Below are 26,399 nucleotides of genomic sequence, written 5' to 3'. Positions count from 1 at the left end.
CAACAGCAACAGCAACAGCAACAGCAACAGCAACAGCAACAGCAACAGCAACAGCAACAGCAACAGCAACAGCAACAAAAGTCTCAAAACGAAGGGAAAGAAGCGCAAGGACAACAGTCACAAAATCAGCAAGATTCTGAAAATAAAAAAGAAAAACAAAAAACGGAACAACATCAACCGCAACGAGATGACAAGCAAGTGAAGGATCAAGGTGAACCAATACAGGCTAAAGCGCATCCCGAAAAAATGCATCAGGATGATCCTGAGTTCCGTCGACTAGAAGCAGTAGAAAGTGCTCGCGACCCAAGCTTCTTGATCCGTGCGCAAATGCAACTTCAAGCGCAACAAAAACAACCTCCACAACAATCTCAAAAGGAGTGGTAAGCCTGTGATGAACAAAGGCGTAAAACTGGTCTTTATTTTTGTGGCCAGCCTAATATCCAGTTTCTCGGTGATGGCACAGACACTTCAAGCTAGTGTGAATAAAACACAAGTAGCCAAGAATGAAGTGATTAACCTCAGAATCATTTCAGATACTGAGCTCAGCTCAGACTCAATCGACTTCAATGTTCTAGAGAAAGACTTCTTCTTGGGTCAACCTCGTTATGGCCGCTCTAGCAATAACATTAACGGAAGAAAATCAGTGCGCACCGAGTGGAGTATATCAATTGCACCAATGAAAGAAGGTGTTTTGACTATTCCAAGTTTTTCCGCTGATGGTATGAGAACGGAGCCGATCAAACTACGTGTCAACGCGAGCCAAACAGACCCCAATCTTGATGATCTATTTAGCTTCAATATTACGGTCGACAACAGTACGCTCTACCCTCAGCAATCTGCAACATTACGTATACAGCTTCTAATTAAAGCGGACACTCGACGCCTAGATAACCCGCAAATAGTACCTCCGCAGATTGAAGGCATGAAGCTTGAGGCACTGGGTGGCTTACAGCAAAGACAGAAGATCTTAAATGGGTTAGAAGTAGCGGTCATAGAGCAATCGTTTCGCTTAACGGCCAATCAACCAGGCACTTATACCTTGATAGGTCCTAAACTGACCGGTTCTTATATTTATGGCGACAGCTTGACGGGCTCAACCAAAATAATGCCTATCAACACCAAAGCGGAACGCATGCCAATCACGGTCAAACCGATTCCGAGCGAATTTAAAGGTGAATGGCTTCCTGCTTCAGCGTTAGAAATGACACAGAGCTGGCAAGACGATCAAGGTAATCTACTGTCGACTAACGCGATCAACACAGTAAAACAAGGCTCTTCACTCACTCGAACCATTCAAGTTAAGGCTCGTGGTACACAAGCCGAATATCTGCCACGAGTCAATATTAGTTACCCGAGTTCACTGCGCGTGTATCCCGAACAACCTAAGTTCGATAGCGCGAGAGATGGCACCGTTACCATGACGGTGAAGCAAGTCATTATTCCTACAGAGGCCGGGAAATATACCTTACCAGGATACGACTTGAACTGGTGGGACAGTCAAAATGATGAAGCGAAGAAAACAACGTTACCAGAGCTAACATTAGACGTAGAGAAAAATGACACTGGGCTAATCACGTTGCCGGAATCGCCTCTTTCAGCGCCTTTAGTGTCAGCCCCTAGTCCTGAATCAAGCGGCGATGTAAACAGTCTCTGGCGAACGTTAACCTTTGTTTTCTTAGGGCTTTGGATAATGACATTGGGAATCGCTATTTGGGCATGGAAAAAGCGGTCAATAACAGCGAGTGGAACGGTTTCAAATACTGAACAACCACTTTGCATCGACGCGCTAAAAAAAGTCATCGAAGAGGGCGATGCTGCGAAAATTGAACGCTCTGTAAATGAGTATTTAACCACTCATCAAGACAGGCTAAACCCTGGCGACGTACAAGCAATTAAGCAAGAGCTTAATGCCATGAATCAAGCGTATTTTAGTGCTAACCAACAACCTTGGAGCCCTGATTCGCTGCTAGCGAAAATTCAAAACCTTGGCAAAGCAAACGTAACGAAAACCGACCACCAACTCGAAAAGCTATAAATAACTAGATAACAATGGCAGCTCTCATGAGCTGCCCATTCTCTTATCCGGCCAAATTTGCTTTAGCGGTTTTATCTAGAGCACCAACCGCCGCCCCCTTCCCTATCAAGTTGCTCTTATGAACATCACTTACTCAACAATACTTGGGGCTCGTATTCGTATCGCCTTACACAATTTCGCCCATGATTCTTCGCTTGATAGAGTGCCTTATCCGACAACTGATATAAATGGTCGAAATTAAAGTCTTTGCCTTTCGCTTTATAACAGGAGTAACCGACTGAAACGGTAAGTAACTCCCCTTCTGGGTTATGTCGATGCTTTATCCCCTCGCCCTCGATGCACTGACGAATGCACTCTGCTCTCAGTCGAACCTCCTCTTGCTCAGAACCAATCATGAGCAATGCAAACTCCTCACCACCGATACGGCAAAAAACTTCATCTTCACCTTTGGTATGATGATCCAAGATATAGCCAATTCGCATCAATGCAATATCGCCTTCGAGATGACCATAGTGATTATTGAATAAGCCAAAATGGTCAATATCAATCAGGATCAGGCCAAACGACATGTCGTCTTCACACTCTAGGGCGCAATATTTTTGCATCACATGCTCTAACATGCGGCGATTACCAAGACGCGTCAAAGGATCGAGCTTAGAAAGTACCTCAAGCTGTCGATTGGCTTCCTCCAACTCTTTTGTTCGGTTCTGAACCTCCAGCTCTAAGTTTTCGTTTAGTTCGCGAATCGCCTCTTGAGCTTGAGTACGTTGCAATACTTCAGCTAAGCTGGACGCGAACATACGAATCACTTCACGTAACTGAGAAGTTAAGGGCGCACGTGTCAGCAAATTATCAACAGCGATAAAGGCGATAGGACCACTGCTATTTGAAGTCAATACCGTCATCGCAGCCCAACCAAAGCCAACAATATTACAGTCATGATAAATAGGCACTGATTCTTCAAATGCGACTTCGTTTGGCATTGAGCGAGCCAAATTTATAAGAGAGAAATCTTGGGTTTCGCCAAAGAAGTAAGATTCATCCACCACGTTCCCTTGAATATCGGTGCCCCACGTTCCTTGCATGTAAGAGCAATTTTCATCAGTTAAAAACACCGCCATTCGATCAATACCAAGATTTTTAATGGCGAAAGTGACGGCCGATTTACATACTCCGCTGACAGTAGTGCAACGTGATAACTCAACCATGCTTGAATGCAACATGCGTACGTTTTGTTCTTGGCGCTTACGAATGTAAATTTGAGAGAAGAGTGAACCAAACGAGTCCAACATCTGTTTTTGATATGCCGTTATCGGCTTACGATGAATAAAGTTATCTAGCGCGAACCACCCAAACGGTTCATTGCCATCGCGTAAAATCAACATCGCATTCCAGCCCTGCCCGATGACCTTGCCTGCTGTGTATATTGGCGCGTCTTCTACAATCACTAAGTTGCTCTCGAGGCTAGATAACGCGGTGATATACTCCTCGCTAAGTTGGTGTAAATCGTATTGTGTGTGAAATTCATCAATCGTAATTCCTGACTCATCCGTGCCGTATGTACCACTGAAGCTGCGCTTTTTCATATCGAGAAGCATCAGTGTAGAGCGATCAAACCCCAATCGTTCACGTAACGCTTCGACGGCTTTGTAGTACAAGTCCTTTAAAGAATCAGGATTAGAGATTTCGAGTGCAACTTGCTGAACTAACTTCATATTTTCGATAAAGCGCTCGCGTTGGCTAATCTCATCAACATATTGCGCTTCACGAATATCTCTGTGCCTGATCTCTTTCGAGGCATTTTTTTCAGCACGAATACATTGCCAACGCGCCGCTGCGAGTTGCATTGCGTCGTAACTTTCTTCATAGATATTATGTGCCGTGCGAGCATGTACAGATTGAATCAGTAGGTAGGTACGTTTGATAGGCGTGTTGTCGAGCATCATGATGTAACTATCACCGCCTAAATCTCGGGTGTGATTCCAGTTACAAGTGTTGATCGCCAGAGGTATGATGCTTTCAGAGGTATCAAACTGACTTGCCCACTCCCAGAATGTCTCAGGATAGTTTTGGGTTGGGTAAAGCTCTCCGCGAGAGAAGCTCATTGAATGACGAGGGTTAATTGAAGGATCTTCAAAAATAGCGAGGGCTTGAGGGGAGAACAGACTCTCTAAATGATCAAAGATTGCCTCCGCTAGCAACCGATGGTCCCTCGTTGAAGACACTTTTCTTGTAAAACTTCTTAAACTCACCCTACCAACCTAATCTACTTTTTTATCCTCGATAAAAAACTACTTAGGCCATGATATGCAATCAATACGTTCAAATTTGAGCTGTTAAGTCATTCGCAAAATTATCAGACTTAGTGTTACATTCGAGAGCTCTTCAGCACTTTTAAAGCCATGTTTCACATAAGTTACATGCTTTATAAACTGGGGAGGAAAGTTGTACTTATTTACAAGATTTTTGTGTTGGTAGATGTTTTAAGCCTACGACTTAAAAAGAAAAAGGCCCCTCATCAAGAGGGGCAAAGTTACCATCGCTTATAGTTATTTAGTTATGCTTGTAAATACGGTGGATTAACCGAAATCACCATTTACGTAGCCTTGAGTACGGTCGTCTTGAGGGTTGCTAAAGATCACTTGCGTATCGTTGTGCTCAACCAGTTCACCCATTAGGAAAAACGCAGTGCGGTCAGAGATACGACGCGCCTGTTGCATTGAGTGAGTCACGATAACGATGGTGTAGTTCTTCTTTAGCTCTTCCATCAGTTCTTCGATTTTGTGTGTCGCAATTGGGTCAAGTGCCGACGTTGGCTCATCCATCAGAATCACATCCGGCTCCATCGCGATTGTACGTGCAATACATAAACGTTGCTGCTGACCACCAGAAAGACCGAATGCGTGTGATTTAAGGCGATCTTTCACCTCATCCCAAAGTGCAGCACCGCGCAGCGAACGCTCTACCACTTCATCAATTGTCTTTTTGTCTTTGATACCTTGAGCACGTAAGCCGTAAGCCACGTTCTCGTAAATGCTCATCGGGAATGGGTTTGGCTTTTGGAATACCATGCCTACTTTGATGCGAAGGTCAGCAACATCAATGTTGCCGTAAATATCTTCGCCGTCCATCGCCAATTTACCTGTAATTTTCACGCCTTCGATTAGATCATTCATTCGGTTCAAACAGCGTAGAAGCGTTGATTTTCCGCAACCTGACGGGCCGATAAGTGCAGTTACTTGGCGAACTGGAATTGGTAAGTTGATCGATTTCAGTGCTTGGTTGTCACCGTAGAATAGGTCTAGGTTTTCAATATCAAATTTGTTCATTGTCTTAATCTCTTAATTCTTGAATTCGTGTCTTTTAACGTGCGTTCTTAATTAGTGTTGTTAGTAAGTTGCGGTGTTAAAACGTCTAGCAATCAGTTTCGTTACCATGTTGATCAAGAGAACAACTACGATAAGCACTGTTGCCGTACCGTAAGCCTGATTCCATTCTTCAACGGTAAACAGTTCGGTAGTCAGTTTGTATAGGTGAACGGTTAGCGTACGACCTGAATCCAATAAAGAATCAGGAATACGTGCAACCATACCTGCTGTCAGGAATACTGGAGCAGACTCACCAATGACACGACCAATACTTAGAATGACCGAGGTTAAGATACCTGGCATTGCGCTCGGAAGAATCAAACGCCAGATAGTGTAAATCTTAGAAGCACCGAGGCCATAAGAGCCTTCACGGTACGTTTGTGGTACTGCCATCAACGCTTCTTCCGTTGTACGGATGATAACTGGCAGGATTAGGATACTTAGCGTCAATGCACCCGACAGAATCGAGAAGCCAAGGCCAAGAATCGCCACGAAGAAAGTCATACCAAACAGGCCGAAAATGATCGACGGGATACCCGCCAATGACTCGGTACAGAATCGGATGATTTTCACCAAACGACTGCCCACTTTCGCGTATTCAGTCAAGTAGATTGCCGTCATGATACCGAGTGGCGCTGCCACTGCGATAGAAGCGATAACCATGTAAATGGTCGCCACAATCATTGGGAAGATACCGTGCTCTTCACCTGTGCGCGTATAGTTATCAGTAATGAAGTTCCAATCTACGTGTTGTAGACCGTTTGATAGGATGTACCAGATAATCCAGAACAAAAAACCTACCGTTAGTGCTGCCGAGATCCAGACAAATGCGTTAAAGACATTATCTTTGAACTGGCGTGCTTTTTTTAGTTTTGCGCGATCCATAATAGTCACCTTTAACGAGCGATTACTTCGCTTTTTCTCGGTTTAGGTACAGTAGTACAGCGTTCAACGACATGATGAAGACCAGAAGTACTACACCTGTAGCGTAAAGTGCGTTCGCGTGAACACCACTTGCGTAAGACATTTCAATAGCGATGTTTGCAGTTAGTGTACGAGCCGAATCAAGGATGCCTTCTGGCATTGCCGGCGCGTTACCCATAACCATGATAATCGCCATGGTCTCACCCAATGCACGACCGATACCCAGTATCACACCTGTCATGATGCCTGAGCGAGCCGCTGGAACGAGCAACTTAAAGATGGTGTAGATTTTCGATGCGCCCAGTGCCAAAGAACCTTCTTTATAAGTACGAGGGACAGCGCGGATAGACGTTTCAGAAACCGTAATTACTGTTGGTAGAATCATCACACCAAGAACAATAATACCGGCCAAGATAGTGTTACCTGCAGGTACATCAAATACTTTCTGAATCAATGGAACGATAATAACCAGACCGAAGAAACCGTAGACCACTGAAGGAATACCGGCTAGCAGCTCAACCGCTGGACGGATGATGTCTGCTAATCGCTTTGGTGCGATTTCAGCGATAAAAATGGCGGTCAGAACACCAATTGGAACCCCAACAATGACAGCACCAGCCGTCGATACGATAGATGCCACAATCATGGTGGCGACACCGTAAAGCGCAGGTGGTAACCAGTTTTGTCCTAAGACAATGCCCGATACGCCTGCTTCTTGGAATGCCGGAATACTCTCTCGAACGATGAAGTATGCAATAACGGCTAATGAAACAATGCCGATTACGGCACTCGTTAGGAACAAGCCGTGGAAGATGCGCTCTTTCCAGTCTACACGACGCTTCTCGCGTAGGCCTGACTTGCTGATAGCTCTAGCGTCAGTATTCATAAGCTTTTCACTATTTGTTGCGATGGTCATTTAAAAATCTCACGGTTCTGGGCAATGCCGTTGAACACAATGGATAGAAAAGGCTCAGCCCGAAACGTTGGGCTGAGCAAACTTTAGAGTCCCGATGGGATTAGTTAACTGAGATGTAACCTTTTTGGTCAACTAGCGCTTGCGCTTCGTCAGTTAGCATCCAGTCTAGGAATTTTTGCGTTTCTGTTGATGGCTTGCCTTCTTTGTAAAGAACAAGGAATGGACGCGCTACTTTGTAAGAACCGTTTTTAACGTTAGCTACCGTTGCATCAACGCCGTCGATTGCTAGCGCATTAACAGTGTTGTCTACAGTACCAAGAGAAATGTAACCGATTGCGTATGGGTTAGATGCAACCATTGTTTTCAGTGCGCCGTTACCGTTCGCAACTTGAGCACGTTGAGAGATAGCTGATACCTTCTTACCAGAAATCTTCATTTTTAGAGACATGATGTCTTCAAATGCGCCACGAGTACCAGAAGCTGTGTCACGAGTAATGGCTACGATTGGCTTGTCTGCACCACCGACCTCTTTCCAGTTTGATACTTCGCCTTTGTAGATTGCAGTCACTTGCTCGGCTGTTAGACCTGGCAGTTTGTTTTGTGGGTTAACAACCACTGCAATACCATCACGAGCAACCACTTCTTCGATTAGTGTTGATTCTTTTTCAGAGTCTTTTAGATTACGAGAAGACATACCAAGGTCTGCTGAACCATTTTTCGCTGCTTTTACACCAGCTGAAGAACCAGGACCTTGAACTTCGATAAATACGTTAGGGTTCTTCTTCATGTACGTTTCAGAGAAAACTTCCATCAGTGGAGTTACGCTGCTAGAACCCACTGCAGAGATAGTTTCTTTAGCAGAAACAGGAGTCACTGCCATTGCGCCTAGAAGTGCGATTGCACCGATTACTGTCTTTTTCATCACAATTTCCTTAAGTGGCTTTATTGCCGTTGTGTTTCACTTGAACGGTGCTCACTTTAGAATTTGAATATGACAGTTGTGTTTCACTTAGTTGAACCCTCTATGACACGTTGTCATTTCTAACTATTAATTCCGCGACTTATCCCTCTCTCAATTTGAACGTAACGTTTTTATAACGTTGCCTCATGTTCAAGATGATAACCCCATCGATTTTGGTACATTTCATAACAATTAGATATGAGTAACTCATTGATTTGGCAAATGTAACAATTAAAATCGAAATGCTTATTTATAAAAAAGATAATAATCAAACCGATAGAGGGTCAATCTCATGCGTCAATTTCTTAGTACGCTTTCTATTAAACTTCAGGTTTTTCTGCCTGTTCTATTCACAGTTATATTACTCATCATTGGACTGAGTGTCGGAATCGGTAAACTCGATCAAGCATTCAATAAGGTTTCGGCTTCCACCCATAAGCTAATCATTCACAAAGAGGAACTTAGCCGCATCGTAGACAACACTTACGCCATGCGCATCAAAGCCATTTATAGTCTATTTAGAGCCGAAGATGTTCAGTCTCTCAACCAAGAGCTTTCTGAGCGACAAAACAAAAACCGCGATTTTCTTAACTCCATCGACAATCTCCCTGGCGTTCAAAATGAAGTCAATGCTATGCGTAAAGCCATGAATCACTATGTTGATTTCACTCGCGTTACCATGACACCTCTGCTCACCACTAAACACTCTTCTGATTACACCACCTCTGATTTCAATCAAAAGTACGAATCTGCAATGGCTGAGTATCGATTAGCTGGCGAAGCGATGATCAACGCCATCGACAAACTATCTAAACAATTGAATCAAATCGTCACCGATGAAGTCGAAACGAATGGCGAACAACATTCAACCACGCTAACTTACAGCGCCGTCTCGCTTGCGGTGATCTTGAGTGCCGCTTCACTTATTAGTTGGGTACTCGCCAGCTACATCGTTGCGCCGATTCGTAACCTTCAAGTAACGATGCAGGAAGTCGCGAAGGGAAACCTACTAGTTAAGGCCGAAGCCATCGGGAAAAACGAAGTGTCTCAGTTGGCTCGGGATGTAAACCAGACCATAGAAAAACTGCGTGAAACTGTAAGCGCATTGGTTCGCATTAGTGAAGATGTGGCATCAGCATCAACCGAGTTAGCAACTGTTATGACTCAAAGCAGCGTCAACTCGGATCAAGAAAAGCAAGAAGTTGAGCAAGTAGCCTCGGCGATCAATCAGCTAGAGTCGACCGCAGCTGAAGTATCGACCAATGCACAAGAAGCCGATAGTGCATCAAATCAAGCACGTACGTTAACCTCACAAAGTATAAGCATGTTTGGGGAAAGTACTCGCGCAAGTGAAAAGATGGCGGAACAACTTAACGAAGCCGCTGCCGTCGTGACTTCGCTAAAAGATCAATCAGAACACATTGGTCGCGTGATCGAAGTGATTGAAGGTATTTCTGAGCAAACGAATCTACTTGCACTGAATGCAGCGATTGAAGCTGCACGAGCGGGCGAAAGTGGCAGAGGCTTTGCGGTAGTGGCCGATGAAGTACGTATGCTGGCAGCGCGAACTCAGGAGTCCACCAAAGAGATCCAAACCATTATAGAAGAGCTACAGCAACAATCTGGTCACGCAAATGAAAGTATGCATTCCAGCTTAGCCATGTTGTCAGACAACCAAGCTCTGATACAAGAAGTTAGCCAATCACTTGCTAATATCAGTAATGCTATCGCCGATCTGAACTCAATCAACACTCAAGTTGCGACCGCATCAGAAGAGCAGAAACAGGTCACGGCTGATATCAACAACAACTTAACGAACATCTATGAACTAGTGAGCCAGAACGTCACTGGGATCACTCAATCAGCCGCGGCAGCGCAAGAACTGTCTGGCTTAGCGGAAAACCAAAAACATCAGCTTAAGCAGTTCCAAGTTTAAATACTCTGCTCAACACGATAAGTTCCAAAGGTTAGAAAAGAAAAAGCTCCGCACTGGCGGAGCTTATTAACATCTGGATTCGTGAAAATCCAACGGGGTGATTACTCCTCGTCAGTAACCAGCAGAACAGAGGAAATGTTCGTTGACTCTAGTGGGTTCCAGTTGTAAACCTCACCATTAAATGAATCAAACACCATAACGTTTGAGCCATCACCGTTTGGTGTGTTACTCCAGATGTAACCAGCATAGTCACCCACCTCTAGCGTGTAGCCACTTGCGAATGCAGTGCCGTTCATAGCAGGGCTATGGCAAGCACGTTCTGTCAACGCGACTAACTCCTTAATGTTTGGTATGCGCCAATTCTTTTTGCCAGCGAAGTCATATAAAGCATGATTACCTGATTCATTGCGGATTTGCTCAGCGGTTGATAGCGCTAACTGCCATGACATCTTAGTCGCAGCGCCATCACAAGCTTCGTTTGCCGTATTCCACGTTGAACCAACAGGGCAACGCATCCATGTTAGACCTGTTTTCAGGTCAGTTACGGTACCGCTCTCAGAATATGTATAACGCGTGTTAGGTGCCGTTTTAGCAAAGTCAGTAGAACACTCTTGTGCAGCCATTACAGTTTGAGAAGCCAAAGCAAGAGATAGTACAGTTATTAATTTCTTCATCTTATTGGCCCTTTACTGCTATTAGACGGATTGGGAATTGGAATGACGTGCCTGTGTCACGCTCTACTTTGTCAGAATAAATTTCAACAAAGCTTACGTGGCCACGGTCAGCGCCCCTCGCTGCAATCACTGCAAATTGAAGTGCACCTTCGTAGTTAGCAGGAGAGTAATTATTAAATGTGAAATCACTTAGCCAAATAGCACCTGAATTAGCATCTGGGCTGCCTTTACCCTGTTGAGGGAAGTAAGCTGTCGTCATACCATAGACATTGCCGTCGGCATCTTTCTCTGTCTCACCTAAGTCTAGAACATCGTAGAACTCTTGGTATGTTGGTAGGCGCCAGTCACTAATGCCACATAGTGATTGCTTGTTTATATGTTCAACATATTGGCTTGTTGAACAGATGCCATCAGCAGCATCCACACAACCAACGACTTCAAGATCTTCGTAATACGGCTTAAATGTTTCAGACTCAAACGCAAATAGGCGATCTTTAAATTGAACCGAGCTCGCATCCGCACTCTTATTTTCCCAAACAAGACCAGTACGTTCGTCCATAGTACAAGCCCACTCAGTCGCATCTGCAGCTAAAGCTGCACCTTGTGAATCTAGCTTAACGAACTTAAAGCCAGCGCCTGTCGACGTTTGCTTGTCTTCTTTGTCGAAGCCGTATTCTGCATCTTGACCAGGGTAAGACGCTTGAACCTCAGCAACGTCTGCTGCTCCTTCAGCAAAATAAAGAACGGCGCCCGTATCGTTACTACCAACCGTTTGTTCAGCAACCGCTACAATTTCTTCAGCAAATGCACTTACTTCCGCTTCAGACAGAAGATCAGAGGCCAACGATTTACCTTGAAAGCTAAGATTTTGAGCAAGCAGCGCTACGCCTTTGATCATTTGCTTTGGTTGCATCGCAGCTAATAGCACAACCGTGTTTTGCTCTAGCTTGTCTAGCTCGCTAGCTTCTGCGTTAGACATCACCGTACCAGAAAGAGAAACGCCGGCATCGGCGAGTAGCGCTTTCACAATCTCTTCAGCTTGAGCAACGGTTTTACCGTCAATTACAAGACCCGCGAGCAACGTTGTTACACCATTGACCGTGTTACCCGTTGCTAAATTTTGACCCGGAGCCGCAAGACGCAACGTTTGGTTTGAACCTTGATCAACTTGAGCAAGAATGGTGCTGGTTAGTACGTTTTTGTCGCTTGAAGTCAGGCTAAATTTACCGGCATTATCCGTTTTAGCACTCGGTTCAGTGGAATCACAAACGTAGTTTTGGTTTAAATCGATACATACTGGCGTATCAAGAAGTGTACCTGCAGAAACGATGGTGCCAGCTACATCATAGGTCGGTGCCGACGTGTCACCACCAGAACCTCCGCCACAGCCAGCAAGGGCTAGTGACATAGCAACGAAAGAATATTGAAACTTCATAGATTTTATCTTCTTTTGATTTTAATTAACGAGAGCGAATCACTCTCACCATTGAAAGCAGGAAAAGTCCTAACAAGGTCCAAGGCGAACCACTGCCACCTGAACCACCGCCACTGCTTTCTTTAGTGGTATCAGCACTACACTGATACTGAGCAAAGTGACTCACACCCCACTCTTTCAACCCCCCAGAGTTCCCTGACACGCGGTCAGACACTTCGAGACGCCAAGTCCCCCAACTCGGTTGACCGACAAGTGCTTGTAACTCCTCGTCATACTGAGCGGTGAAGTAACCTTTAAATCCTTTGGTATTGCTTGATTGATGGCTAAGTAGCACGACCGATTTGCCTTGTGGAGACACTAGCGTCACTTGCAGATCTTGCAGTGAGTCATGTTCGATGTTCAGGTAAACCGCAAACGAATCATCAATCGTGCGTGACTTGTCCGATAGCGTCTGAGAGAACAGTCTGTCGCCCTGTTCCGGCAAAGCGGAGTTCACTGGTTGAGGCTGGATATCGAGCTCTGGCGTACCATTAACCAGCATCACCTTTTCACTCCACTGGTGAGTCTTTAGGCCTTCAGAAAATTGATAATCCAATGAAATAGAGGAATCGAATTGCGTGCCACATGTTAGACCGCTTGGTAACGCCACCTTCATTGAGGTCGAGTCAGAAAGCGTTTCATCAAAGTCGAAAACAGATGCGTTGTTTAGCTGCCATTGCCCTTTGATGCTCGCTTCACGGCCAGTTTGGCTCAGGCTCAAACCAACGTCTTGACCTTGTGCTATGTATCGAGCGTCATAGCGAACACGAAGAGGCGCTTTAAGTAAGTTGTGTTTGTTGAAGCTATCCGTCAGGAATTGGGCGTAGTCTTTATTTGGGAACAAGGTGTTTGCGGCAAACACGGTCGACTCCGCCAGATCATGCATTTTCACGCCACGACCAATGCCGTACATGCCTTCAAGAACAATGGCGTCAAACTCGCGGAACACCCTATCGGTATCATCACCGTATCGTTCAACCGATGCTTTAAGCGCTTGAAACAGCGGCGTTGACCATAGCTCGTCACCTAGTTCACCGCCCACACTGACGTGCGCTGGGTACTCTGAGCTCTCGAAGTAACGTGCTCTTTGGTTCCATAAGCTACGAGTTGTTTTGCGTGTTCCGAACACACCGTCCCAGTTGAACACCGTATCTAACTCGAATTCTTGACCACGACGCGAAGCATCCAAATATTGAGTGCGGTAGCTCGCGCTGCCCGCCCAGTAATCAGCAAAACCCTCTGCGATAGCACCAGTGTGACCGTACGCCCAATCCGGTACGATTTGGTAATGAATGCCATGCCCAAGCTCGTGTATCACCACATCAGCATCAACTGCATCCGGAGAAACACCACCGACACCTAGCATGAGTGCTTTCGGACCGTAATAGTAAGTAGAGTTATCTTTTGATAAACCGCGAGCGTCAAAACGAAGCGGTTCGTCAAACAAGTCGTAAGTCAGGCTTGTCAGATATTGGATCGAGCTATCAAGATGATAAAAAGCCATCAACTGTGGGAACGCATTGTCACCAAACTCGGTGCTTTGCATCTCATCAACACTGTCAAACGCTTGAACTCCTTCTGCGCTGAGAAAGTCCAACGTATCAAGCACAGGTGCTTCACCAGGTGCTGGGGCTGCAAATAAACCCGTCGCATCCACTTGCTTTAATCTTGGGTTAGAGAGATAGAACTTACCTCCCGACTTTAAAACCTCAATCGACTTGGTTACGTACTCGATCGGCTGAGGGTAATCAGACAGTGCTGACCATGTCGATTCTGGTGCCGCTTGCTGTTGCATGGTGCGCAGATCTGGGTTGAATAAAGAAACCTCAACATCAACCAGACTTCCGGAGCTCAAAGCCGGTGGCTCTTGTGCTTGCAGTTGGCGAGGCGATTCCAATTCCATTGCAACCGTTGGTTTACCGTTGCGAATTATCGTATCTTCAAGGCTCTTAAACACTCGCACAACGTGATGATTTTTATCAGTTGTTACTACAAGGGCACGCTGAGATTGATATTCACCGTTAACCCAAACATCAAAATTGTAATGCTCACCAAGCTGAGACTGGGTTTTGTAACGGAACTTAAACTCGCCCGCTTCTGAGTAGTGGCTGTCTAGATAAGTTTTCGCTTGCGCTTCATTGGGCACCACAGAATCCGTTGTGGGATAATCCCACTCTGCAGACAGCGCCGCAGGGGTACATGCAATAAGCAGTGAAAACGCCAATGGTTTTAGCTTCATGATTTCGTCCTAGAATTCGTATTTTGCAGTCAGCGTGAAGTAGCGCCCTGGCTCAGTTGAGTAACGCTTACTTTCCTCAGCGATACCCGCTACGTCTTGGTATCGGATGTATTCTTTGTCGAATAGGTTGATGATGTTTGCGCTAACACGAAGGTCTTTGGAAACGTGGTAAGTTGCGCCAATATCAAACGTATTCCACGCACTTGTCTGCGCGCAATCTGTCGCTAGACCAAGCGTGGTCTGGCATTTAGGAACGCGATCCATGGCCGCGGCCCAGTTCCAAGCCACGTAAGCATTGAAGTCTTGGTTGACGTATTTCAGTTGAGCGTTACCTTCGAATGGCGTAATGCTTCGAACGTATTCACCTTCCGCGTCTTTGCCATCTACGTAGCCAAACTTGGTGCTGATGTTCCATCGCTTAGTGATCGCGTAACCTGCAGAAAGCTCTGCACCATACGTCTCGACACCATCGAGGTTTTGGTATTGTTTAATGTAATTACCATTGCTTGAGTCAAAGCCCGTGGTCACAACGTCGATGAAGTTTTCAAACTTGTTGTAGAACAAAGACGCATAGACATACGCACGACCGTTATCGAACTTGTTACCGATTTCAAATGAGTCAGAAGTTTCAGCTTCTAGATCCATGTTTGGTGCAATGACAAACGGCGTGAGCGGCACAAAGTCGTGGCTTACGAAGCCATACGCTTTATCGTATTCCGGAGCACGGTAACCATGGTTATAAGATACATAAGCAATGTTGTTGGCAAACATTTCACGAGAAACCGACAGGCTTGGAGATACCTCTGAGCTATCCATGTCTTTTAATGGGAAGCCGCCCACTTCACCCGCACCGTCTGGCGTGAGACGGTGCGCATCAAAGCGTAGGCCACCTGTGATGGTCCATTTATCCAGTTCCACCATGTCTCGAACGTACAAACCAATGTTATAAGCACGAGCAGGAGCGAAAGGTTGTTTGGTCGAAGGTGTTACTCCGTTCCAATCAATCTTGGAGTCGCTATCTGTGCGTTCGTAATAGTCAGTAGAAAGCTCGACACCGTAAGCCAATTGGTGCTCAGCATTTGCTGCATAAATCGTATTAGTGAAATCGCCACGGAAGCCAATTGTTTCGTCAATGAAGGTTTTGTGTTCCAGCTCGCGACGCTTGGTGATCAAACCATTGTGATCCACTTGGCGCATTAAACGGTTGGTGTCTTCCACCACTTCGGTGTGACGCCAGTAAACTTTGGTATCCAACTCTTCGAACCAAGTTGGATTAATCGGAGTCACCTCTGCACCAATATAAGCGCTGTACTCTTCTGTGGTTTCATCCTCAGCAAAGTCTTCAATATGCCAAATTCCATCAGGTTGAATGGACGGTGAACCCTCCAAACGCTCTTGGTTCTGGGTGTAGAGTTCAGCTTTCGCTTTCAACATCACCTCTTCATTGAAAAAGTGGTTGATCGTATAAGCACCGCTGTAACCATCGAGGTCGCGGTTATACAACTCTTCATCAAAGTTACGTGTTTCTTGTCCTTGCCAGTATGAAACGTTAAACAAACTCTCTGTATCACCGGAACGAAAAGCTAGATTACTCGTGCCTTTGTACTTGTTGCTGATATCGGTGTAAGTACCGGAAACATCGGTGTAGAAGTCTTTGTCTTTTAAGAAATCACCCGGCTGACTGGATTCTAAAATCACCACACCGCCGATCGCGCCAGAGCCATGCACCGAAGAACTTGCCCCTTTAATGATTTGCAGCGATTCAAAATTGGATAAATCAAAAGTATCTCGCCCAACGGCATCATTAATGTCATTCGCACCGAAGCCATCCGCAGAACGAATGCCATCACGAACGATCATAATGCGGTTACCCGTCATACCACGGATGGTAATGTTTTGCGGACGTCCTGCACCGCCCGTCACGCTTACACCAGGTTCGTTACGCAGCACGTCATATAGCTCGGTCTCGCCTCTTTCTTCGATTTGCTCGTTTGTGATAACCGCGACACTACCTGCCACTTTTGACAATGGCTGATCGATTTTATTGGCGGTTACCACCACCTCTTCCATTGAGAAAACCTTAGATTCGGCGTGCACTTGACTGGCAGCAAGTACCGAAAGTACTGCCGCTGACACTGGGGTAAGCTTCATTTACTGCTCCGCTTTAGATGTTTTAATGAGTGATAGTAGAAATGCGTATTCTTTTGCTTGTTGTTCTTGCGCTTGTCGTGGGTCCATTTGGTGGCCCGAATTAAAATCAGTTTGCAACAAGTACGGCCCGTTGCGCTCACTTAACGCTGAAACTTTAGCGAGATACTTAGCGCCTTCCCAATATGGCACGCGCTGATCGATTAAACCGACTTGAACAAACATGGGTGGGTAAGCGTCTTTATGGATATTGAGAATCGGATCGTACGCCTTCATTAACGCCAATTGTTCAGGTTTGGTTGGGTTACCCCATTCGCCATACTGCTGTGTGGTAAGCGGAAGTGAGGTATCCGACATACTTGCAACCACATCAACAAAAGGCACTTTAAGTACGACACCTGAAAACAATTTAGGATCTTGATTAACCGCTCCGGCCACCAACGTGCCACCAGCACTAGAACCGATGGCGAAAACCTCTCTATTGCCACGTTCGAATGTTTGCAGCGCCTTCGCGGCCGCGACAAAATCACCAATAGAATTGGCTTTTCGCACACCACGGCCTTGCTCGTGCCATTCATCGCCAAAGTACCCACCGCCACGGACATGGGCGATAGCGTAAATCACACCTTGGTCGAGTAAACTGATAACCTGAGGCATAAAGTACGGTTTCATCGTAAAACCATACGCGCCGTAACCGTAAATCATCACAGGAGATTGTGGGTGCAATTTGTCTTTGCGATACGCCAAAGAGACAGGGACAGAAACGCCGTCGTGCTTAATAAAAATACGTTGGGATACATAACGCTGACTATCAAAGTCTTGGTAAGCATCTTGAGAGTACAAGGATTTATTCAGCGTTTTTACATCGAACTCTTCCCACTGAGGAGGCGTAGTCATCGACATGCTTCGGATACGAATTTTGTTTGATTCAAAATCGCCCAATGTGCTTAGCCAAGCGACATTACCATCGTGTTCCAATGGCAGTATCACTTTTTCCTGACCTTGGTAAGAATACACCGTCAAAGTCGACACATTGTTTGGCTTGCTAAGTGCCACAACTCCTGCATCATAAAGGTAGAACTGTTCAAGCGGCTCATGAGGATTGGTAAAGCGTTGCCATGTTGCGCCAAGCGGTGCGAGTTCGGCTTGGTAAAGGGCGAACTTTCCTTCCAGGTTGCTTTTAAGATAAATGTAACCTTTCGCCACATCCGCGTAATATTCCACACCCACTTCAGGCTTTCGCAATGAATCTGAGACAGTGCCCGTTTCTAGATCGACAAGCTTCTGCTCTGTTGTTGACTCGTTGTTGCTTTGTAGCACAGCATAACGGCTATCTGCCGCACGATAGAAAGAAAGTAACCAATCTGACTTGGGTTCATTCCATAGGACTGTTTTTGCCAAAGATTCAGTGGAGATACGTAAGATCTGATGAGGTCGCTGAGTGCGCTTTTCTTTTGCAACGAGGAATGCCACTTTCCCGTTAGGTGACAACAATACGCCACTATCGACGTGCGTCGCCAGTTCCGTAGATTGGCCGGAGAGTAAATCAACAACCACAGCACGATATTGTTCGCTACCGTCGATATCTTCCGTGAAAAGGAGCGTGTCACCATTCACTTGCCATTGACCAAGTTGGTAGTACTGATGCGCAGATTGTCGTTCATCGAAATCGAACACCACGTTTTCTGGTGCATGTTGACTCGCACGGGATAATAGTAAGTAACGACCATCGCGACGCGTTAGCGTCCACTCTCTTCCACTCATGATCGACCATGGCTTATCACCTTTGTCTGCCACCATGGTATCCCACTGCGTGAGTAGGTTTTTTGTCAACGTCTGATAACTTTTTTGGTGCTGTTCAGTTTTGTGGTTTTGTTCTGTTAGGTAGGTAAGAACTCGCTCATCTTTACGAGCATCATCTCGAAGCCAGTTGAAATCATCAGCAGCAAAGCCAGAACTAGAGGTAATTATGAGCCCTAAAAAAACATGAGTAAATTTCATATAGAGAGCGAATTCATTTATAGGATTAATACAATGGCGCGTATTCTGCCCTTAAATAAAAATGAGATCAATTATCATTTTCATAATCATGTGAGATTTTTATCTAGTGTGTGAGGAAAAACGTTTGCTTTGACCGAGGTAATAAAACTTAATAACTTTCTAAATTAGCGTTCTATGCTGTTTATATACAACCAGACAAATATAAAAGCTGACAAACGAGTGAGTATGGAAAAACGCTATTTCACCTAGCGACAGACATAAAAAATCCGAGTGCGAACACTCGGATTTTTAAGAACTAAAATCCGTGGGAAACTACAGCAGCTTTTACTCTTCAGAGCTCGGTGCCGCTGGTTTTTTCTTAGGGATGAAGACATCATCACCCACAGATACGTTTTTGTAGAAGCTCTTGTCACGCTTAGCTGGTTTTTTCGCCGATTTTTTCGCTTGAGGGCGAGCTTTCTTTGCGGTCGCTTTCTTATTGCGGAAATCTGGTTTAGGTGGCTTAAGGCCTTTAAACTTACCTTTCAAATCTTCGAACACTGAAAACTCAAGATCTTGTTGTAGGTATGCTTCTACACGTTTAAAGCTATCCCAGTCTTTTGGACCAACAAGAGAGATTGCATCCCCTTTGTTTCCAGCACGACCAGTACGACCAACTCGGTGTACGTATTCTTCGGTATGCTTTGGCATATCGAAGTTGATGACGTGTGTCACAGTTGCAATATCCAAACCGCGGGAAGCAACATCAGTCGTTACAAGGATCTTAAATACTGCGCGCTCAAACTGACTCATAATGGTGTTACGTTGAGTCTGGTTCAAGTTACCACTTAGTGCTACAGCCTTCAGTTTCTTTTCGTTCAGCTTTTCTGTTAGTCGCTCAGTATCATCACGCGTTGCCGTAAAGATAATAACTTGACGGTATTCAGCCTCAGAAAGAACACGATCTAAAATTGCCTCTTTATGATCTAGGTGATCACACAAGTAAAATTTTTGCGTGATATCTTTATGTTCTTCGTTAGAAACGCCGATAGCAATTCGCTTTGGCGCATTGAGCATTTCAGCCGCGATTTCATTGACGTCTGCATGATCTAATGTCGCAGAGAACATCAACGTTTGACGACGACGATGCTTGGCTGCTTTATGAATGCGACGAAGCTCTGGTGCAAAGCCCAAATCCAACATACGGTCTGCTTCGTCCAGAATTAGCGTTTCCAAACCATCCAGATAAAGCGAACGGTGCTCTAAGTGATCAGCCAAACGTCCTGGTGTCGCCACGATAAATTTCGGGTAACGACGCAGAGCTTTTACCTGATCGTTAAAGTTCTCACCACCCAAAATCAGTGCTGCTTCATAAGATAGGCCAGCTAGCATAGAACGAAGCTCACCATATACTTGTTTCGCTAGCTCACGAGTAGGAGCAAGGATTACCGCGCGAGGGTCTTTCGCAGAAAACGATTTTGTCTTTAAAGACTTATGAAGCATTGGCAATACAAACGCCAAAGTCTTGCCCGAACCTGTTTTCGAAGATGCCAATAGATCCTTGCCTGCAATCGCAACAGGAATCGCCTGCTGCTGAATGTCAGTCGCTTTTTTAAAATCGTAGTGTTTTAGGTTCTTCAACAATCGGTTGTCTAGGCCTAGATCTTTAAATTGCAAAGTATTCTCCAATAAATCAGTCAGCGTCTGAGCGCTCTGTAGTGTCGTTTCCGCTCTAACGCAGCAAAAAAATAAAGCTCGGTATAATACCGCAAATCATAGGAGTATAGATAGAGATCACACAAACTAATTCCCTGTGGTAACGGTAAAACATCATTTGTGGCTCAGTTCAGAGTAAAGACTAGCCTTTTTGATGAGCAGCTGGACAGGAAGTTTAGAGAAAAGCCGTTCAAATATGCCTTCTATCCATCAACAAAACGACTTAAATAGCAGTTATTTGGGCCAATAAACTTTCATTTGTGTCAATATCGTCTAAATTATTGATATCAGGAACGTGGCAAATACACCTGCTATGAAAACTGTTGTGAGAACGAAATAAAGGATAGGTAGTTAAACTTTGTTAAGTTCAGGTAAAAGTTGACGTCAGGTACTCCATGAAATTCTTGGGTTTTTTTGACTTTTGCTACATCATGTACTGATAAAATGTAACCACATTTAACCTCGCTACTGTATAAAATAATAGTTAGTGGCGAGACTTTCACTATAAGCAAGGAGTTCTTATATGAACAAAACGTTGATCGCAGCTGCAGCAACTTCAGTACTTCTACTAGCCGGTTGTGCTTCTTCTGATGACGCAGCTACAGCAAATGCAGCAAAATTAGACGAACTAAGCAACCAAGTTAGCCAACTAAGCCAAGACGTACAAGCTCTTCAATCTGACGTTCAAAAATCAGGCGCAGCAGCAATGGCTGCTCAAGAAGAAGCTGAGCGTGCTAACGAGCGTATCGATAACATCGCTCAGTCTTACACTAAGTAAGATTTAATACCGCGTCTTAACGCCCGTTAAGGCGCGGTTATTTCGATAGGAACCCCATTCTGTGCAGCGATTGCTGCTTTAGCCTTCACGTTTTTCATACCGAATTCATCCAACCACCACTTTAACTCTTTCGGCACTTTCAGTTCATCTTTCTCGCCATTACTACGAGTCAAAGGCTCATGTGCTTCTAAGAACACACTTCTGTCAGGCTCAAGTGTCATTTTGATAGGCTGGTTAATGATGTTAACGTCTTCGCCGTTACGAACCTTGTCAAATAACCACTCAATGTCACTTGGGTCCATACGAATACAACCCGCGCTGACTCGCATACCAATCCCAAAGTCCTTGTTGGTACCATGAATTAGGTATTCGCCATTCCCGTAAGCTAAACGCAATGCAAACATACCAAGTGGATTATCAGGCCCCGCAGGAACAACGGCTGGTAGGTCAATGCCCTTTGCTTTGTACTCGGCACGAATAGAGGCTGGAGGAGTCCATGTAGGGTTCGGTCGTTTTTGGCTGATACGCGTTGTCATTACTGGGGTATCGCGCCCTATTCGGCCAATTCCGACAGGAAATACATGGACAATATTCTCTCCTTTCGGAAAGTAATATAAGCGCAGCTCGGCTAGATTAATAACGATACCTTTATAAGGTACGTCTGGGAGGATTAGCTGTGTCGGAATAGTAAGAACATGCCCCTCTTCTGGTAAGAAGGGATCCACGCCTTTGTTTGCGGCCATTAAACCTAGCATACCCACATCGTAGAGCTTAGCGATATTTGCCATGGTTTCGCCTTCTTGCACGACGTGGTTTTCAAGGCGACCAATTAAACGGCTTCCATCCTCTGGTAATTCGTACATCTTAGCGAATGATAGACCACTCACTAAAGATAACGACACAGATAGCAGGGTACGTTTTGCGAAACTCATTGATCGCTTTTTGCTAAGCATTTCACTCTATTCCTTGGCACTTTTAAAGAGCTGTAAGGTTATCTCTCTTTCTGTCTTGTGATCAACCATCGGCTTGTGATATTCCAGTAAAGAAAAGCCCTCCCAAGTCCAAGGTTTATGGATGTATTTGTTCGGTACACTTTTGATTTCTGGTACCCAGTGGCGCACAAATTCACCATTAGCATCGAACTTTTCGCCTTGGCTTATCGGGTTGAAAATACGAAAGTATGGCTGCCCGTCACAACCCGTAGAAGCAGACCATTGCCAGCCACCATTGTTCGCTGCAAAATCGCCGTCCACCAGCTTACTCATGAAGTACGCTTCTCCCCATCGCCAATCAATATGTAAGTCCTTGGTAAGAAAGCTCGCGACAATCATACGTAATCGGTTGTGCATCCAGCCTGTTTGATTGAGCTGACGCATTGCTGCATCAACGATTGGGTATCCTGTTGTTCCTGTCTTCCATCGCTCAAAGGCTTTCTCATCATAGGACCACTGGATTTTATCCTCCCAATCGATAAATCCTTTGCCTTTGACGAGTTTTGGTTCGAAAACCAATAGGTGCTGATAAAACTCACGCCAAATGATCTCACTTAACCAAGTTGCTTTCCCTTCTGTAAGGTCATTTTGTTGATTTTCAGCATACAAACGAGCAATACACTGCCTTGGTGATAGCGCGCCAATCGCAAGGTATGGAGACAGTTGGCTAGTGCCATCAATAGCTGGAAAGTCTCGCTCGCTTTGATACGCGTCACTGCGCTCCCGTGCAAATTCCCTAAGCTGCTTCAAAATATCATTAGTCGAAGCCAGCCAGTCTTCACTGGATTCTCGAGGATAGCTAAATGTGAAGCTTGAATTAAATCGAGCCGACTCTAATTGTTCGAGTACCTTTTTATTGAGTGGCGCTTGCTCGTGAGGTTTTACTACCGTCGGCATATGGAACTGCGTTAACCAAGCACGCTTGAATGGCGTAAACACCTTAAAATATTCGCCTTGCTTATTAAGAACCGTCGTTGGCGCGTGCACACATTTGTCATGAAACAGTTCAAATTCGATATCGTGAGAAGCTAACGCTTCACTTACTTGTGTATCGAGCTCTCGTTCGTTCACCTCATAGTGAATGTTTGCCATGACAGACGTGGCTTCAAGTGTTTCCGCCCACCCACTAATCACATCTGTACAATCGGAAAACGACGGCACCTCTTTGTACAAAAAGGGAATATTAAGGCTTTCAAGCTCCTCGTTAAGACAAGCTAAGCGACGAGCAATGAGGTCTGCCTGCATCGGCGCCATGTGATGCTCCCGCCACTGCTCTGGCGTCGCGATAAAGCAAGCGACGACAGGATGACCTGAATCCAATGCCGCTTTGAGTGCCGTGTGGTCTAACGTACGTAAGTCACGTCGAAACCATACTAAAATCATGGTAGCTCCTATCTTTTGTCTACTAAGTTAGGTGTAATTTCTCTATCACTTCAGAGCACCCCATCCGATCACCTAGCTGTGCGTGAAGCATTTTGATGGACGCTACTTGTTTAGCAGCTAGTGCTTTATTGGAGAAAAGGTAGATAAACGAACCATTTTCAATGACCTCGTGATCTAGTAGACCAGAAACATCATCAACCTTATCGATCAAAGTCGTGTGATACCCTTGTTCACAAAGCTTCGCTGCTTGAATCCAACTCTCAGATTCTCTGTTTTGTTCAAAGCTAATGAGCAGACACTTTCCTTTGGAAGCGGCTTTGTTTTCAGAATCGATAACAAGGGCAAGTCGAGTGATTAAACAAGTCTGAAATAACCCCACCTGCAAGGATCGCAACGATCCTTTTACCATATCTAGCGCATCAAATACTGGGCTAATAAACTGATCAATAACGAGTTTTAGTGGGTACTCTTTAAGAACAGAGGCAAGTAAACTCTCTGCTTTTCCTCGATTCAGGGTAGACAGCGCAAGCAGCATGTTTTCAACTTCTTCGAGTGTGCGAACCTCGTTTTTGACTTCGACATCGGCGCTTTTTCCTAGCAACCCCTTAACTTTACCAATCGAAATCCCCTTCGCGAGCCAACTCTGGACTTCGCGAATCGTATCGAGATCTTGCTGGCGATAGAGTCTGTGTCCTTTTTCAGTTCGCTGAGGCTGGATCAAGTTGTATCTTCGTTGCCAAGCTCTCAGCGTAACTGGTTTTACACCCGTGATTTCTGCGACATCTCGGATCGCGTATAGTTTTTCTTCTGAACTACAAACCATAGCGTAATCTCATCTCCTGCGGATACGGTTCTAAAAACTTCTGTTTTGCTAAATACTCGTCTGGGTAAGTATTTAAGTAATGCTTAATCAACGTAAGTGGTGCTAGCAGAGGCAGCATTCCAATACGGTAGTCGTGAATCACTGTCGCTAACTCTTCTTTTTCTTCTTTAGTTAGTGAGCGTTTGAAGTACCCTTGTAAATGCATCAACACATTTGTGTTATTTTTGCGGCTAGCCCGATTCGTTAACGCCTTCATCAGTCCTAAACGATACTCTTGGTAAAAGTCTTCAATTTCATAATTAGCGACATCGGCAACTAAGCGGCCAAGGGATCGGTATGACTCTGGGTGGTGTGCCATTAACGTCAGTTTGTAGCGCGAATGAAAGTCGATGATTTTGCCACGAGTAGGCTCACCATCCATCGAGTCGTAAAAGTCATTTAGACAAAATACTCGAGTAATAAAATTTTCTTTCAATACAGGGTCGTTAAGTCTGCCATCCTCTTCAACAGGCAACCAAGGCATTTTTTGCATCAATGTTTGTGTATACAAGCCAACACCTTCTTTCGCAGCACTGTTCTTGCTGTAAACCTTGACTCGCTCCATGCCACAAGTTGGTGACTTGGCACAAACGATGTAACCACAAAGCTGCTCGCTTTGAAGTTCATCTACTTTATTGGCCGAGTAAGTGAGCATATTGTCGGTATGATCATTTTCTGGATTTTTGGTTTCAACCAATGCAACACGCTCTTCATTAGAAACAAGACGAATTGTTGGACGGGGTACTGGCATACCTACGCCGACTTCAGGGCATACCGAAACAAAGTCAAAATACGGGCTGAGCTCTTTAGTCACAAAGTTGCTCACCTTATGACCAGAGTCAAAACGCACTCGTTCACCCAAAACACACGAACTGATACCTACTTTGATTGAAGATTCCATGATGACGCATCCCTATACAAAAAGTTTTGTTGTATAACTTATAGCAAGCCTTTCCAGATTGTACAAGAAAATAAGTTGTACAATTTAATCGTTTTACTTCACTCGAAAGTATTTCGATCAACCAGCTGTCAGAAAAAAGTTTGGCCCAAAAACAAAGAATTTGTGCGCGCAATCGACAAACTGCTCAAAAGCAAATCGATTGCTCTTTTGATTTCAACAGATTTGGTTATCAATAGTAATTGCAGTTTCTAAATGCGTGGTTTTTGTGACTAAGCTCTCAAGGGGCCACTGTACGTCCCGATATTATTGCCTCAACGAAAACGAACAAGTTCAACAGAATTGGTAATAGCGTTCTATAATAGAGGCGTTTTATCAAAACAAAACTTTGGAGAGCACTTATGGCAACCCCACACATTAACGCACAACCAGGTGATTTCGCTGAAACAGTTCTAATGCCAGGCGACCCGTTGCGCGCTAAATACATCGCTGAAACGTTCCTAGAAGATGTGAAACAAGTTTGTGACGTTCGCAACATGTTCGGCTTTACTGGCACTTATAAAGGCAAAAAAGTTTCTGTAATGGGCCACGGCATGGGTATCCCGTCTTGCTGTATCTACGTACACGAGCTAATCGCTGAATACGGCGTGAAAAACGTTATCCGTGTAGGTAGCTGTGGTGCAGTACGTGACGACGTGAAACTAATGGACGTTGTTATCGGTATGGGTGCTTCTACAGACTCTAAAGTTAACCGTATCCGTTTCAACAACCACGATTTCGCAGCAATCGCTGATTACGGTCTTCTAGAAGAAGCCGTTAACCAAGCGCGCGCTCAGGAAGTGCCTGTAAAAGTAGGTAACGTATTCTCTGCAGACCTGTTCTACACACCAGAAGCAGACATCTTCGAGAAGATGGAAAAACTAGGCATCCTAGGTGTAGACATGGAAGCGGCTGGTATCTACGGCGTAGCAGCTGACCTAGGCGCGAAAGCACTGACTATCCTGACAGTTTCTGACCACATCATCCGTGGTGAAAAACTAAGCTCAGAAGAGCGTCAGAAGTCGTTCAACGACATGATGAAAGTTGCACTAGAAACTGCAATCAACATCTAAGAA

At 45.0% G+C, this 26,399-nt stretch carries 19 protein-coding genes and 1 pseudogene; 5 read left to right on the top strand and 15 right to left on the bottom strand.

Annotated elements, in window-relative coordinates; genetic code table 11:
* Positions 1 to 384, top strand: a pseudogene (locus tag R7P36_RS07395) (hypothetical protein); the annotation flags it as partial.
* A 4-nt stretch (positions 385 to 388) separates the two neighbouring features.
* Positions 389 to 2,035: a BatD family protein gene (locus tag R7P36_RS07390; RefSeq protein ID WP_213899111.1), complete on the top strand. Its 1,647-nt coding sequence runs from the start codon at positions 389 to 391 to the stop codon at positions 2,033 to 2,035.
* 125 nt (positions 2,036 to 2,160) lie between these two features.
* Here the strand turns inward: R7P36_RS07390 and R7P36_RS07385 are convergent, their stop codons facing one another.
* From R7P36_RS07385 to R7P36_RS07365, 5 genes are all read right to left on the bottom strand, one after another.
* Complete coding sequence (locus R7P36_RS07385; protein WP_054574929.1) at positions 2,161 to 4,287, bottom strand: GGDEF domain-containing protein; 2,127 nt, start codon at positions 4,285 to 4,287, stop codon at positions 2,161 to 2,163.
* A 327-nt stretch (positions 4,288 to 4,614) separates the two neighbouring features.
* Entirely contained in the window at positions 4,615 to 5,364 is a 750-nt protein-coding gene (gene pstB, locus R7P36_RS07380) for a phosphate ABC transporter ATP-binding protein PstB (protein WP_005375156.1), read from the bottom strand.
* Between the two features lie 60 nt (positions 5,365 to 5,424).
* The gene (gene pstA / locus R7P36_RS07375) at positions 5,425 to 6,288 is read right to left on the bottom strand and encodes a phosphate ABC transporter permease PstA (protein ID WP_005383923.1); all 864 of its coding nucleotides are present in this window, start codon (positions 6,286 to 6,288) and stop codon (positions 5,425 to 5,427) included.
* A gap of 22 nt (positions 6,289 to 6,310) precedes the next feature.
* Complete coding sequence (gene pstC, locus R7P36_RS07370) at positions 6,311 to 7,243, bottom strand: phosphate ABC transporter permease subunit PstC (protein WP_005375154.1); 933 nt, start codon at positions 7,241 to 7,243, stop codon at positions 6,311 to 6,313.
* Positions 7,244 to 7,343: 100 nt separating this feature from the next.
* On the bottom strand, positions 7,344 to 8,165 hold the full coding sequence (locus tag R7P36_RS07365) for a phosphate ABC transporter substrate-binding protein (RefSeq protein ID WP_005375153.1): 822 nt from the start codon (positions 8,163 to 8,165) through the stop codon (positions 7,344 to 7,346).
* Between the two features lie 331 nt (positions 8,166 to 8,496).
* Between R7P36_RS07365 and R7P36_RS07360 the strand changes: the two genes are divergently transcribed.
* Positions 8,497 to 10,140, top strand: coding sequence for a methyl-accepting chemotaxis protein (locus tag R7P36_RS07360; protein ID WP_213899110.1), 1,644 nt, complete (start codon positions 8,497 to 8,499; stop codon positions 10,138 to 10,140).
* A 101-nt stretch (positions 10,141 to 10,241) separates the two neighbouring features.
* On the opposite strand, the gene R7P36_RS07355 is transcribed toward R7P36_RS07360, so the two are convergent.
* The 6 genes from R7P36_RS07355 to R7P36_RS07330 form a co-directional block, all read right to left on the bottom strand.
* Positions 10,242 to 10,814 carry a DUF1566 domain-containing protein gene (locus tag R7P36_RS07355; protein WP_017820503.1) on the bottom strand — a complete coding sequence of 191 codons (573 nt, stop codon included), beginning with the start codon at positions 10,812 to 10,814 and terminating at the stop codon, positions 10,242 to 10,244.
* Between the two features lies 1 nt (position 10,815).
* Positions 10,816 to 12,249 carry a DUF1566 domain-containing protein gene (locus R7P36_RS07350; protein ID WP_213899109.1) on the bottom strand — a complete coding sequence of 478 codons (1,434 nt, stop codon included), beginning with the start codon at positions 12,247 to 12,249 and terminating at the stop codon, positions 10,816 to 10,818.
* A gap of 25 nt (positions 12,250 to 12,274) precedes the next feature.
* Positions 12,275 to 14,527 (bottom strand): proprotein convertase P-domain-containing protein, encoded by a 2,253-nt coding sequence (locus tag R7P36_RS07345; RefSeq protein ID WP_213899108.1) that lies wholly within the window; start codon positions 14,525 to 14,527, stop codon positions 12,275 to 12,277.
* Between the two features lie 9 nt (positions 14,528 to 14,536).
* Entirely contained in the window at positions 14,537 to 16,678 is a 2,142-nt protein-coding gene (locus R7P36_RS07340; RefSeq protein WP_213899107.1) for a TonB-dependent hemoglobin/transferrin/lactoferrin family receptor, read from the bottom strand.
* Positions 16,679 to 18,676 carry a prolyl oligopeptidase family serine peptidase gene (locus R7P36_RS07335; protein WP_053307914.1) on the bottom strand — a complete coding sequence of 666 codons (1,998 nt, stop codon included), beginning with the start codon at positions 18,674 to 18,676 and terminating at the stop codon, positions 16,679 to 16,681.
* 324 nt (positions 18,677 to 19,000) lie between these two features.
* Positions 19,001 to 20,344, bottom strand: a complete 1,344-nt coding sequence (locus R7P36_RS07330) for a DEAD/DEAH box helicase (protein WP_031778885.1) — start codon at positions 20,342 to 20,344, stop codon at positions 19,001 to 19,003.
* A gap of 550 nt (positions 20,345 to 20,894) precedes the next feature.
* Between R7P36_RS07330 and R7P36_RS07325 the strand changes: the two genes are divergently transcribed.
* Positions 20,895 to 21,149 (top strand): Lpp/OprI family alanine-zipper lipoprotein, encoded by a 255-nt coding sequence (locus R7P36_RS07325; protein ID WP_005375145.1) that lies wholly within the window; start codon positions 20,895 to 20,897, stop codon positions 21,147 to 21,149.
* 26 nt (positions 21,150 to 21,175) lie between these two features.
* Here the strand turns inward: R7P36_RS07325 and R7P36_RS07320 are convergent, their stop codons facing one another.
* The 4 genes from R7P36_RS07320 to R7P36_RS07305 are packed head-to-tail and all read right to left on the bottom strand — an operon-like array spanning position 21,176 to position 25,287.
* Positions 21,176 to 22,102, bottom strand: coding sequence for a L,D-transpeptidase family protein (locus R7P36_RS07320; RefSeq protein WP_005375144.1), 927 nt, complete (start codon positions 22,100 to 22,102; stop codon positions 21,176 to 21,178).
* Positions 22,103 to 22,108: 6 nt separating this feature from the next.
* Positions 22,109 to 23,524 (bottom strand): deoxyribodipyrimidine photo-lyase, encoded by a 1,416-nt coding sequence (phrB, locus tag R7P36_RS07315; RefSeq protein ID WP_005375143.1) that lies wholly within the window; start codon positions 23,522 to 23,524, stop codon positions 22,109 to 22,111.
* 22 nt (positions 23,525 to 23,546) lie between these two features.
* Positions 23,547 to 24,347 (bottom strand): MerR family transcriptional regulator, encoded by an 801-nt coding sequence (locus R7P36_RS07310; RefSeq protein WP_005375142.1) that lies wholly within the window; start codon positions 24,345 to 24,347, stop codon positions 23,547 to 23,549.
* Complete coding sequence (locus R7P36_RS07305; protein ID WP_005375141.1) at positions 24,337 to 25,287, bottom strand: YbgA family protein; 951 nt, start codon at positions 25,285 to 25,287, stop codon at positions 24,337 to 24,339. The genes R7P36_RS07310 and R7P36_RS07305 overlap by 11 nt, the downstream gene beginning before the upstream one ends.
* Before the next feature lie 398 nt (positions 25,288 to 25,685).
* On the opposite strand from R7P36_RS07305, the gene deoD reads away from it, so the two are divergent.
* Entirely contained in the window at positions 25,686 to 26,396 is a 711-nt protein-coding gene (gene deoD / locus R7P36_RS07300; protein ID WP_005375140.1) for a purine-nucleoside phosphorylase, read from the top strand.
* Positions 26,397 to 26,399: the final 3 nt, after the last annotated feature.

Source organism: Vibrio sp. 397 (assembly GCF_033339395.1).
Taxonomy (GTDB): domain Bacteria; phylum Pseudomonadota; class Gammaproteobacteria; order Enterobacterales; family Vibrionaceae; genus Vibrio; species Vibrio alginolyticus.
Note: the sequence above shows the minus strand (reverse complement) of the source record. Positions and strands in the feature narration are given on the sequence as shown.